Origin of the sequence: Sphingorhabdus sp. Alg239-R122 (assembly GCF_900537065.1) — a bacterium.
Taxonomy (GTDB): domain Bacteria; phylum Pseudomonadota; class Alphaproteobacteria; order Sphingomonadales; family Sphingomonadaceae; genus Alg239-R122.
Genome location: NZ_UNRC01000004.1, coordinates 62,295 through 74,437, shown reverse-complemented (window position 1 = coordinate 74,437; position 12,143 = coordinate 62,295). Strand labels below are relative to the sequence as shown.

Genomic DNA, 12,143 nt, shown 5'->3' with positions numbered 1-12,143 from the left:
TACTCTATGTCCCGTTTTCTACCAGCCGCCCGAAGCGCCGCCGCCGCCAAAGCCGCCGCCTCCACCACCGAAACCACCACCGCCAAAGCCGCCGCCACCGAAGCCGCCTCCGCCAAAACCGCCGCCGCTGCCGCCCCAACTTGAACCTGTGCCGGGCCCCCAGATAATGATGGGGCCGGAGCCGCCGCGATAGCGTTTACCTTTGCGTGAAGAAAAAATGGCGGGTAGCACGAAGAATATAAGGATGAGCGCCCAAAAAATGAGCATGCCGTAATTGCCTTCGCTGTCACGGTCGCGCTGCTGCCGTTCAAGTGATTGCGCATAGGCGCGGGCTTCATCTTCGGGCAAGGTCAGCTGTGTGTTGATTGTATCCACGCCAGCGATAATCCCTGCGGCCATATCGCCATTGCGGAAATTGGGCAGAATGTCATTCTGGATGATTATGCTCGATAACGCATCAGTCATGATGCCTTCCAGCCCGTAACCGACTTCAATCCGCACCTTGCGTTCATTGGGCGCGACCAGCAATATAGTGCCATCGTCACGCTCGGCGCTGCCAATACCCCATGTACGGCCGAGCTGATAGCCATAATCTTCGATGGGATAACCCTGCAGATCGCTCACCGTGGCCACGACCAGCTGCCGACCCGACTGGTCTTCCAACGCTTGCAGTTTCTGGGTCAGCTGGGCTTCCTGCCCCGCAGAAAGTAGCCCTGCCTCATCAACAACGCGGCCTGTCAATTCGGGAAATGTCTGCGCCTGAAGCGGCGACAGCATGAAGAATATCGCTAGAAAAATAGCCATATATCTCTTCATACCGCTTTATCCTTTAGTTAGTCTGCCAGACTTGTCACGCATCGCCTTGATGCGTGCGGACAAGTGAGCATTGAAAAAAGGCCAGCACCGTTCGGCACTGACCCGTATCATTATCAGAATTTGACTTCAGGGGCTTCTTCAGCGCCTTCGGTCGTTGCTTTGAATGGCACCATTGGTTCTGCACCATGAATGATGTTTGCACCGATGATATCCGGGAAAGTGCGGATAGTGGTATTATAACCGCGCACCGCTTCATTATAGTCCCTGCGTGCGACAGCGATCCGATTTTCCGTACCTTCCAACTGGCTTTGCAGCGCCAGGAAGTTCTGGTTCGACTTGAGCTCGGGATATGCTTCAAAGCTAGCGAGCAGGCGGCCCAGGCCGGAACTGAGCTGAGTCTGCGCATTGGCATATTCGGCCATTTTTGATGCATCACCCAGGTCATCGGCATTAACCTGTATCGATGTTGCTTTGGCACGCGCTTCAACCACGGCTGTAAGCGTTTCTCTTTCCTGATCGGCAAAACCTTTGACCGTTTCGACCAGATTGGGGATTAGATCAGCACGCCGCTGGTACTGGCTTTCTACATCGGCCCATTTGGCTTTCGCATTCTCTTCTGCTGTTGGCACGCTGTTGATACCGCATGCCGAAAGTGAGAGCGCTACGCCCACCACCATCAAATATTTAACAATCCGCATTTTTGATTTCCTCCACTGCAAAAAATTCAAACTTAACCGTAATATAGTGTTAATACACTCTCTTTCAATCGGCTATGCTCCCATTTTTTACTCGACAGCCCCGCGATTCCAAGTAAAAACGCGCTTTTTGGAATAATTTAGGGGAGAAACAGCTATATGTTATCAGAATTCAAGGAATTTATCGCCAAGGGAAACGTGATTGATCTGGCCGTTGCCGTGATTATCGCGGGGGCGTTTGCCACAATCACCACGTCACTGACCGAAGATATTATCATGCCTATTGTGGGTGCGATCTTTGGCGGCGCTGATTTTGCCAATTATTTTATGATGCTGGGCCCTGTTCCTGAAGGCTATGAGGGATCACTGACCAGTTATACTGAATTGAAAGAGGCAGGCGTTCCGTTGCTCGGGTATGGCCAGTTCCTGACCGTGCTCATCAATTTCATCATCCTGGCCTTCGTAATTTTCCTGCTGGTGCGGCAGGCGAACAAGATGATCAAGAAACGCGAAGAGGAAGCGGAAGATAGCGGTCCGAGCGAAATCGACCTGCTCACGGAAATTCGCGATAATCTGAAAAAGTAACAAAAACAGATAGATATACTTAGTTTTTGTGGATGGAGCCGGTTTTTTGGCTCCATCCACTTTTTATTCATGTGGACCCTGCTATATAGGCTCTGCTGGTTTCGGCCAGATATGACGATAAATTGCACTGTGTAATAGATGCAGCGGACCCGGGGGCAGTACCCGGCGGCTCCACCATATATCCCACAAAGCTGTAATGGCGATGGGACATTTGACGGGGCCGAACCAGGATCGACGTGTGTTGAAAGACTTTGTTTTCGTCCGGGCTGAGTATCCCGTAAAAACGCTTAAAACTCATAAGTGCTAACGATAATGACGCACTCGCAATGGCTGCCTAATTCACCGGGCCTCACGGTCCAGAATTAGAAAGTTAAAAGCGCGGTTGGACCGACCGGGCAACAGAACGGATTCCCGCGGCTTGAGGCGTGCCGGCCAACAGAAACGCCTCACCTATCTTTCGGATAGGCGCATACGATGATCTAGATGTAATGGTTCTCGCCTCAACACATCCCAAACTTGTGTGCCGGCCAATAGAAACCCTCCACTTCAACTCTTCAAATAAGCGCTGACTAAAGGACTATAAGCGACGGTCCTCGCCTTCTAAAGCAAGGACTTCGTGCCGGCGGGCAAAAAGCCTTACCTTATCCGTCCTCATTCCCGTATGCGCGTTGGTAATCAATGGCATCAAGGATTTTGGCCCCTGCCATAAAAACCGCACCGGTACACGCCAAGAATAGCATCCATCCACCTGTGCCGGGATATTGGTGAAGGTAAGCTTCCCCACGCTCAATTGCACCAAGCGACAGGGCATAGATAATCAGATAGGCTTCGAACTTGGTTTTGATCAGGAACAGGCGGCGTAGCTTTTTTAACATATTGTTAACTAAGCAAGGGGCATGCCAATCCCTGATTTACGTGGGTAATGATGGTTACCAAACGGTTAATGTCAAAAATTCCGACAGTTTGTGTCAGTCAAGTTCCTGCAAATCCAATGCATTCAACAGCGCTGTGCGTGCGGTTTGCACTGTCTCAGTGAGGTCCGGCTTAGCTAAGTCATCGGGGTGGATTGCTTCGGGCCAGCGCGCGCTTACCACCTCTTCGATGGCTGTCAGTTTATCCTCGGTAGCGATAAAGCGCGAATCAACCTGTGCTGGATCTGCCACGATACGCAGCCTGAGACAGGCCGGGCCGCCGCCATTGGCCATGGACTCGCGCACATTCACGGGGATCAGTTTGCGGATTGGGCCATTGCCCGCCACCATCTGTTCTAGCCAGTTCCAGACCGCGGGTGTCTCCTGCGCTTCGGTGGGCAGGATTAATGCCATACCCCCGCCATCCATGCCACCACCGGGCAACGTAACAAGCTGCGCGTTGAACAGATAGCTTTTGATCGCATCGGAGAGACTGACAGCAGCTGCAGGCACTTCTACAATTTGCACATCAGACATTTTCTCACGAATGGCGATATAACTGCCTTCGCGGTCTTGAAACGCGAGTTCGTGGGTGAACAGAACATTTTCATTGGCGACAGCCACTACGTCGTTATGAAATGCGCCGCCCGCAATGGCGGTTTCGGATTGCTGGATAAACAGTACGCGGTTATGATCAAGGCCATGCGCGCGCGCTATCGCCTTGCTGGCCTCAATATGCTGGCGCGCGGGGAAAGGGCCGCCAGATGTACCATATACGAATATCTCAAGACCCGCGGTGCCATGAGTATCGCATAGCCGCATGTGGTTGGCCGCGCCTTCATCGCCAAATGTTGGTGGCACTGCGTCATGCACAGTAAAGGCATCACTATTCCCAAAGGCCAGCTTTAGCTGCGCCAGCGTACCGTGCCATTCATGGCTGCGATGCGCCATGGTAATCAGATTGGCAGGGGTAAGATGACATTTGCCATCTTTGGTATCAGGGGCAGGGGACACGGTCGCCGCATTGGCCGCCCACATGGATGATGCCGAATAGGCAGCGGCGCGCATGTGCGGCTCTGCTTCGGCTATATCGGTACCCAGCGCCTCCAGCCAGCTATGGTTGGGGCGGTCAAGCGGCATGAAGAATCCCTGCGTTAGACCAAGCTCTATGTTGGCCCGCATCTTGGCCACACCCTGGAGAGCCGCTGCACGCGGGTGCGATGTCGCACCTGCATTGGAGGAAGATGCAATGTTGCCCAGGCTAAGCCCCGCATAATTGTGGCTTGGGCCGATAATGCCGTCAAAATTGATTTCGCCTATTGTCATGTCACCGCTCTATATAAAGAATTTCGTCACCGACATCGACGTCGAGTGTTTTGGCGCCTTCTGCGTCTATCTTCAGGCCGCTGTCACCATTTTCGATAAAGGCATATACACAGCGGAAATCAGTCAATTCACCACAGGCGGCCAGTGATTTTGCGCCGCCATCGCCAATGCTGGCAATCTTTGCATATTGTGCGTTTTTGACGCTGCCGACATTGTCGGTGCGTGCCACCATGGTCGGGCCACCATCAAATATGTCGACATAGCCATTATAGCGATACCCTTCATTTTCCAGCATCCGCATCGCCGCGCGCCCGCTAGGATGGGGTAGGCCAATGACCGCACGTGCCGCTTCGCTCAGCATCGCGGTATAAATGGGATGTTTGGGCATCAGGTCGGCAATAAACTGGTTACCGTTGAGCGCGTTGAAATAGTCGGCTTCCTGGAAGCTCATACCGAAGAACCGGCCCGCAAGCCCATCCCAAAAGGGTGATCCGCCGGCTTCATCAATTATACCGCGCAGTTCCGCGAGGATACGGTCGCCAAAATGGCTGCGATGCTGCCTGATAAACAGATAGCGGCTGCGTGCCAGCAGCAGGCCAAGCCCGCCCGCCCGTTCGCCGGGGTGCAGGAACAGTCCGCCAACTTCGCTGGATCCTTCCAGATCGGTGGTCAGGCTTAGCATTTCGGCCCGAAAAGTCCGGTCGAGTTCCTGGCTATGCTGGGTCAGCGTGCTGAGCCGGTAGGAATAAAATGGCCATTTCTGGCCAACTTTCGTGAAAAGCTGGGATGTGCCGCGCACTTCACCTGTCTCGGTATTTTCCAGGACAAGTACAAAAATATGATCGCTCACTTCCTCATCGCTGCTCGCATAAGCCTCTGCCGACCGGTCCAGCTTGGCCGTCAGGGATTTTTTGTCCGCGGGCAGGTTCGTAAAGCCGCCGCCGGTGAGTTTCGCCATCTCATATAGATGCTGCAAGTCATCGCTGCGTGCAGCGCGTATCCTGAAACTCATAATCCCCCCTTTTGTGCGATGCGCATTATAGTAAGCGCAGAAAGCCTTGCACGTTCGGACAAGCTGTCCGTAATCAGAAATTCGTCGGCGCTGTGAATGGAGCCCCCGCGCACACCCATAGTATCGACAACCGGCACTCCGCAAGCCGCGATATTATTGCCATCGCATACACCGCCGGTTGATTTCCAGCCTATATCAAGCCCAAGGTCGCTGCCACATTTTTTGACCAGTTCAAAAAGTTTGCCCGCCTGGCCGTCAATCTCCTTAGGCGGGCGGCCAAAGCTGCCATGACAATGCACGTCCAGGTTATGCGTCTTGGCGATGTCAGCAATCAGAGCATCAAGTGCATTTTGCGCCAGTGCCTGCATTGCAAGCGACTTTGGCCGGAAATTGACGCGTAATATCGCATGGTCGGGCACGACATTATTTGCAGCGCCGCCCTCTATCTTAGCCGGATTGACCGACAGGCCATCGCGGGTGAGTGCTTTGAGTTGCACCGCCATATCGGAAGCGGCGACAATGGCATTGCGGCCATCCTGCGGATTACGGCCGGCATGGGCAGATTTACCGCTGAAAATAATCGAAAAGTTGCCGCTGCCGCCACGTGCGCCCGCCAATGTACCATCGGGCAGGGCGGCTGGTTCATATGTGAGTGCAGCTGTTTTACCCGCAGCGAGTTTGGCTATGAGTGCAGCCGAGGAGGGGGAGCCGACTTCTTCATCGCTGTTAATGAGTATGTCATAACCTAGGTTGCTCGCATATTTGCTGGCTTCCAGCGCTTGTAGCGCGGCGATCATGACGGAAATACCGCCTTTCATGTCGGCCAGGCCAGGGCCACCCAGCACGCCGCCCTGCTTCTCATCGCCCTCTAGCCATGTGAGGGTCTGAAAATCACTATCAATTGGGAACACAGTGTCCATATGACCTGTGAGAATCAGGCGAACAGGGGCCTCTGGTCGCACCGATACGGTCAGATGCTGACCATGTGCGATCTCGGCAATGCTGCCATCGCCGCGTACGGCATCGACTTTGGCTGGATCGTGCAGGACAATATCACCGGGAAGCACGGAAAAAGCCTCACGAAGTGCTTCTGCCATCTTCGCGAGCCCATCCAGATTGCGTGACCCGCTATTGATCAGTGCCCATGTCTGTGTCTGGGCCAGCATATGGTCGTTATTAATGATAGAGAGTGCAGAGGTTTCAGCAGGAGATAATTGTTTCATAGGCGGCTATCTCTAACGCGTAACATCACGCTTAGCCAGCCCGAGATTTTTTCATTGAGATTTTTCATTTTGGGGCATTTACAAAACCATGGCTGCTGGCCATATAGCCATTACCTCCTCCCCAGGATTTCGATTTATAAACTATGTGCTGCCCGTGTGATATTCAGGTGGACAGGGCTGTCGGACCTAATATGTGAGGATTTATGAGCGATATTACCCCAAAAGCCGGTTTGAAAATTGACACTGCATTACATGATTTTGTGATGGATGAAGTGCTGGCGCCAATTGGCCTGGATGCCGATAAGTTCTGGATCGACTTTGCGGCTTTGCTGCAACGCTTTGTCCCGCGAGGCCGTGCCTTGCTTCAACGCCGTGAAGAGTTGCAGAAACAGATTGATGATTGGCATATTGCCCGTGCGGGTAAGTCAGTTAATAGCGATGAATACCAATCATTTCTATGCGATATCGGATATCTTGTCGAAGAACCTGCACCGTTTGCAATCACCACACAAAATGTGGATCCGGAAATTGCCACCATGGCGGGGCCGCAACTGGTGGTGCCTTCGCTGAATGATCGCTTTGTATTGAACGCCGCCAACGCGCGCTGGGGCAGTTTATATGATGCACTCTATGGTACCGATGCATTGGATGCGCCGCCGGCCAAGCCGGGTGGTTATGATGCAGTGCGTGGTGCAGCCGTGATCGCTGCTGCCAAGGCGTTTCTGGATGAAGCTGTACCACTGGAAACTGGCACATGGGCGGATTTAGGCTCTGCTGAAAATGGCATCGCGATTGCGGATCCGGACCAATATGTGGGCAAGAGCGATAAAGGCCGCCTTTTTCGCCATAACGGTCTGCATATAGAGGTTATATTTGATGGCGAGCATCCAATTGGCTGTGATGATCCGTCAGGTATTGCCGATGTTGTGCTTGAATCTGCGCTCACCACTATCGTGGATATGGAAGATTCGGTGGCCGCGGTTGATGCGGAGGACAAGCTACTTGCCTATCGTAACTGGCTGGGGCTGATGCGCGGCGATTTGGCGGCAAGCTTTGATAAAGGCGGGAAAACCGTTACCCGCGCCCTGAACGCGGATCGTGTCTATCATGATGCGGATGACGGGAAAGTCACTGTACCGGGCCGCAGCCTGCTATTTGTCCGCAATGTCGGGCATTTAATGACCAATCCTGCGATTACGCTTGCCGATGGTAGCCAGATTCCTGAAGGCATTATGGACGCCGTCATGACCAGCGCAATTGGTTGCCATGATCTGAAACAGCTGGGTACGCTGAAGAACAGCCGTGCCGGTTCCATTTACATTGTGAAGCCAAAAATGCATGGACCCGAAGAATGCGGCCTTACCAATGACCTGTTCGATGCAGTCGAGGATATGCTCGGGCTGGACCGCCATACGGTGAAAGTGGGTGTGATGGATGAGGAACGCCGGACATCTGCCAATTTGGCCGCATGCATCCATGCCGTGAAGGACCGGATTGTCTTCATCAATACCGGTTTTCTTGACCGTACGGGTGATGAAATCCACACTTCGATGCGCGCAGGCGCGATGATCCGTAAGGACGATATCAAGAATAGCGACTGGATCGCCGCCTATGAAGCGCGCAATGTCGGTATCGGACTTGCATGCGGACTTTCGGGCAAGGCACAGATCGGCAAGGGTATGTGGGCCGCGCCGGATATGATGGCCGATATGATGGAGCAGAAAATCGGGCATCCCAAAACAGGGGCGAATACCGCATGGGTACCAAGCCCGACAGCGGCGACTTTACATGCTATCCACTATCACCGGCTGGACGTATTTGCGCGCCAGCAAGAGGTGGCGAGTGAGACTGTTGCAGGGCTGGATAAGCTGCTTACCATTCCACTGGCCGACGGGCATAATTGGTCCGAAGAGGAAATTACGCAAGAACTCGACAATAATGCGCAAGGCATATTGGGTTATGTCGTGCGCTGGATCGATCAGGGCATTGGCTGTTCCAAAGTACCGGATATCCATGATGTCGGTCTGATGGAAGATCGGGCTACACTGCGCATCTCTTCACAGCATATGGCAAACTGGCTGCTGCATGGCGTGTGCAGTGACGAGCAGGTTGATGCGGCTTTGTTGCGCATGGCGGTTAAGGTGGATGCGCAAAATACAGGTGATCCGCTGTATAAACCGATGGCAAACGATCCTGAAGCGAGCTTAGCGTTCCAAGCAGCACGTGATCTGGTGTTCAAGGGTGTGGAGCAACCAAGCGGCTATACCGAACCTTTGCTGCATGCATATAGACTGAGGTTAAAGGCCAGCGTCTAATACTTGCGCCACCTGCACAAACTCATCAACACTGATAGTTTCCGCGCGGCGTGTTGGGTCGATGCCGACTGTCTCCAGCGCATCCAGGGCGCCGGACAGGGCTTTCAGGCTTTGCCGCAACATTTTGCGGCGTTGGCCAAAGGCGGCGGCGGTCAGCTTTCCTATGGTGCGCGGTGAAACGCCTTCTGGTGCTTTGTTCGGGATAATATGGACAACGGCCGACATGACTTTGGGCGGTGGGGTAAATGCGCTGCGGTGTACTTTCATCGGCATGGTTGCCTTTGCTCGCCATTGCGCCAATACGGCGAGCCTTCCGTATGCTTTGCCGCCGGGCTGCGCTATAATGCGTTCTGCGACCTCACGCTGAAACATCAACGTGAGTGATTTCCATTCCGGTGGCCATTTGTCGGCTGATAGCCAGTTCACCAACAGCGCAGTACCAACATTATAGGGCAGGTTGGAGAGAATATGGAATGGTGCGCTGATCTCCTGCACAGGATCAATCTGCATCGCATCACCTTCAACCACACGAAGTTGATCGGGAAATGCTTTTCCCAATTCTATCAGCGCAGGAAGACACCGGGCGTCACGCTCAACGGCGGTTACTTTCGCCCCTGCCATAAGTGCTGCGCGGGTCAGCCCGCCAGGGCCAGGCCCAACTTCAAACACATGTTCTTCGCTCAGGCTCCCCGGAATTCCGGCGATCCGCTCCAAAAGCTGCGCGTCGAGCAGGAAATTCTGGCCCAGAGCCTTGCTTGCCGACAGGCCGTACCGGGCAATCACATCACGCAGCGGTGGTAGTTCAGGCTCGCTCATTCGTTCTCAGGCCGGTTCGACATAATTCTGCCGGTGGTGACGTGCCGTTTCGGCCATCTGAATGGCTGCAATCATCGAATTGGCATTGGCAATACCTTTGCCAGCAATGTCAAAAGCAGTACCGTGATCAGGCGATGTACGGATGATCGGCAGGCCTAGTGTCATATTGACCCCATCATCGAAATGCAGCGTCTTGAGAGGGACCAACCCTTGATCATGGTAACAGCACAGGGCAAGGTCATATTTGGCGCGTGCACTGCAGTGGAACATGGTGTCAGCGGGCAGGGGGCCGATAATATCCATACCCTCGCTGCGCAGTTCTTCGAGTGCGGGAATAATCACATCTAATTCCTCACGCCCCATATTGCCGTTTTCTCCGGCATGCGGATTTAGCCCCGCTATCGCAAGCCTTGGTTGCTCTATCCCGAAATTACGGGTCATGCCCTTGGCTGCCACGCGCGCGCGCGCCTTGATGAGTTCGTTCGTCAGTGCGGAGGGGACATCGGTAAGCGCGATATGCACGGTTATCGGCACGACGCACAGCGAAGGCCCCGCCAGCATCATCACTGCATTGCTTTTGGCCACACCGCAGCGTTCAGCGATAAATTCAGTCTGTCCAGGGTGTGTAAAACCAACATTTTTAAGTAATGCCTTTGACACAGGTCCGGTAACAACGCCTTTTGCTCCCCCTGAACGAGCCAAACCAACCGACATTTCCAATGCCTGTAATGCGCACCGCGCGCCTTCTGCATCAGGTTCGCCTGGCGTGACATTGCCGCAGTCATGGACATGCAGGACAGGAAGAGCGTTAGCAAATACCTGTCCTGCCTCTTCAGGTGCTTCAATTGCCTGGATACGATTACCGTATAATGCGGTAAAAGCGTTTTTATCGCCCACCGCAAAAAATGGCGGCAGGTTGCTTTCTTCACGGCTGCTCCAGCTTTTCCAGATAATTTCCGGGCCTATGCCTGCAGGATCACCTGACGAAATGGCAAAGGCAGACGCCATGAATTATCCTTTAGTTATAACTAATTACTGCATCACGCCGTAAATCACGCAGGTATGTTTGCGCGCGCTTGTTGATGCGCTCATCTTCAAGCTGCCGGGTTAATTGCTCGGCCGTAGGACCTGAATTGACTTTCGGATCATCGCGCCCGCAAAGAACGAGTATGCGAATACCCTGCTCGATAGATCCAAATGGTGGTGTCGATTCACCAATTGACATTTGCAATACTGTATCCTGCAGCGCGGACGGGAGGCTGCGCACCGTGACCTGATCATTATCCACGACTGAAGCGCCAAGGCCAGCGGCAACACGGTTCGCATCGCCGCAGCCACGTATCTGACGTGCTGCATTTGCAAATTCACCGGCCCGTGCAGCCGCTTGTTCCTGTGTCACGCCAGGCGGAAATGAAATTGATAACTGTTTAAGGCTGAGAAGTGCATCTCGTGGATCTGCTGTCAGGATCTGCCTTTTATCAATAAGGTACACGATAACAAATCCGCCAGGAATCTGGACCGGGCCGACAAGCTGGCCAATTTGCATCTGGCGTGCAGCAGTTGCCATCTCAGCAGGAAGTGTTTCAAGCCGCACATACCCTAAATCGCCGCCCACAGGGGCTGTGGATGCTTCAGAGAACTGCCGGGCGTAACCTGTAAAATTGGCACCTTGCTGAATCTGCTGGATCAGGCGGCTCGCATTTTCAAAGACCTGTTGCGCGTTTTCTTGTGTAGCAGAGAGGTAAATTTCACCAATCCGATATTCTTCTACGCCCTTGGATTCTTCCAGGCGCTTCATAATATCTTTCACTTCTTCTTCGGCGACATTCACAAAAGGTGTTACATTGCGTCCAAGCAGGCGTTGCCATGCCAGTTCACCATGTATCTGTTGCCTCAGGGAGGCAGGCGATGAGCCTATACGTGTCAGATAGGCATCCATGGCAGACGGATCCTGACGGAAACTCTCATTGGCTACCCGTGTATATGTCTGATTGATTTCAGCTTGCTTGACTTCAATCTCATTGGCTTTAGCTGCCTGAATCTGGAGCGTTTCGTCAATCAGGTTGCGAAGAACCTGCAGTCGAAGTGCCTTGGTCTCTTCGGCTGCAAGAGTGCCATCATTGGCGGCCAGCAAAAGAGCCATACGCTGATCAATATCGGTACCTGTAATAACCTTGCCGTTCACAATAGCTGTAGCGCGCCGGATGTTAGGATTATTCTCACCGAAAACAGTGAGCGCTTGCGATTCAGCCGGATTTGCTTGTGCAGAGGAGGCTTCATCAATGCTTTGCGCTGCTGCAGGAGCAGTGAATGCGCATAATGCGGCAGCAAGAACTGATGAAGACAGCAGCTGCTTGAAAGAAAGTCCGAAAGCCATCGATTTCATTTTAAAATTAGTCATATATTCCTGTGAATTTTCCGTAAAATATGCGCCGAATTGCCAT

General features: G+C 53.2%; 11 protein-coding genes and 1 other RNA gene. 3 read left to right on the top strand and 9 right to left on the bottom strand.

Features of this window, described 5'->3' with window-relative positions; genetic code table 11:
- Window positions 1–18: 18 nt before the first annotated feature.
- Entirely contained in the window at window positions 19–816 is a 798-nt protein-coding gene (locus tag G6Q15_RS05840; RefSeq protein ID WP_164116655.1) for a YgcG family protein, read from the bottom strand.
- Window positions 817–929: 113 nt separating this feature from the next.
- The gene (locus G6Q15_RS05835; RefSeq protein WP_164116654.1) at window positions 930–1,514 is read right to left on the bottom strand and encodes a LemA family protein; all 585 of its coding nucleotides are present in this window, start codon (window positions 1,512–1,514) and stop codon (window positions 930–932) included.
- A gap of 156 nt (window positions 1,515–1,670) precedes the next feature.
- Between G6Q15_RS05835 and mscL the strand changes: the two genes are divergently transcribed.
- Complete coding sequence (gene mscL, locus G6Q15_RS05830) at window positions 1,671–2,096, top strand: large conductance mechanosensitive channel protein MscL (RefSeq protein ID WP_164116651.1); 426 nt, start codon at window positions 1,671–1,673, stop codon at window positions 2,094–2,096.
- Between the two features lie 56 nt (window positions 2,097–2,152).
- Window positions 2,153–2,547, top strand: a transfer-messenger RNA (tmRNA) gene (ssrA, locus tag G6Q15_RS05825).
- Between the two features lie 190 nt (window positions 2,548–2,737).
- Here the strand turns inward: ssrA and G6Q15_RS05820 are convergent.
- The 4 genes from G6Q15_RS05820 to G6Q15_RS05805 form a co-directional block, all read right to left on the bottom strand.
- Entirely contained in the window at window positions 2,738–2,971 is a 234-nt protein-coding gene (locus G6Q15_RS05820) for a hypothetical protein (RefSeq protein ID WP_164116649.1), read from the bottom strand.
- A gap of 93 nt (window positions 2,972–3,064) precedes the next feature.
- Window positions 3,065–4,333 carry an N-succinylarginine dihydrolase gene (locus tag G6Q15_RS05815; protein ID WP_164116647.1) on the bottom strand — a complete coding sequence of 423 codons (1,269 nt, stop codon included), beginning with the start codon at window positions 4,331–4,333 and terminating at the stop codon, window positions 3,065–3,067.
- A gap of 1 nt (window position 4,334) precedes the next feature.
- The gene (locus G6Q15_RS05810; protein WP_164116645.1) at window positions 4,335–5,345 is read right to left on the bottom strand and encodes an arginine N-succinyltransferase; all 1,011 of its coding nucleotides are present in this window, start codon (window positions 5,343–5,345) and stop codon (window positions 4,335–4,337) included.
- Window positions 5,342–6,568, bottom strand: a complete 1,227-nt coding sequence (locus G6Q15_RS05805) for a hydrolase (RefSeq protein WP_164116643.1) — start codon at window positions 6,566–6,568, stop codon at window positions 5,342–5,344. Before G6Q15_RS05805 ends, G6Q15_RS05810 begins: the two co-directional genes overlap by 4 nt.
- A 203-nt stretch (window positions 6,569–6,771) precedes the next feature.
- On the opposite strand from G6Q15_RS05805, the gene G6Q15_RS05800 reads away from it, so the two are divergent.
- Window positions 6,772–8,883, top strand: coding sequence for a malate synthase G (locus G6Q15_RS05800; protein ID WP_164116641.1), 2,112 nt, complete (start codon window positions 6,772–6,774; stop codon window positions 8,881–8,883).
- On the opposite strand, the gene rsmA is transcribed toward G6Q15_RS05800, so the two are convergent.
- The 3 genes from rsmA to G6Q15_RS05785 are packed head-to-tail and all read right to left on the bottom strand — an operon-like array spanning window position 8,866 to window position 12,100.
- Window positions 8,866–9,699: a 16S rRNA (adenine(1518)-N(6)/adenine(1519)-N(6))-dimethyltransferase RsmA gene (rsmA, locus tag G6Q15_RS05795; protein ID WP_164116639.1), complete on the bottom strand. Its 834-nt coding sequence runs from the start codon at window positions 9,697–9,699 to the stop codon at window positions 8,866–8,868. The genes G6Q15_RS05800 and rsmA overlap by 18 nt on opposite strands.
- 6 nt (window positions 9,700–9,705) lie before the next feature.
- Window positions 9,706–10,707: a 4-hydroxythreonine-4-phosphate dehydrogenase PdxA gene (gene pdxA, locus G6Q15_RS05790; RefSeq protein ID WP_164116637.1), complete on the bottom strand. Its 1,002-nt coding sequence runs from the start codon at window positions 10,705–10,707 to the stop codon at window positions 9,706–9,708.
- A gap of 10 nt (window positions 10,708–10,717) precedes the next feature.
- The gene (locus G6Q15_RS05785) at window positions 10,718–12,100 is read right to left on the bottom strand and encodes a peptidylprolyl isomerase (protein WP_240330779.1); all 1,383 of its coding nucleotides are present in this window, start codon (window positions 12,098–12,100) and stop codon (window positions 10,718–10,720) included.
- Between the last annotated feature and the right edge of the window lie 43 nt (window positions 12,101–12,143).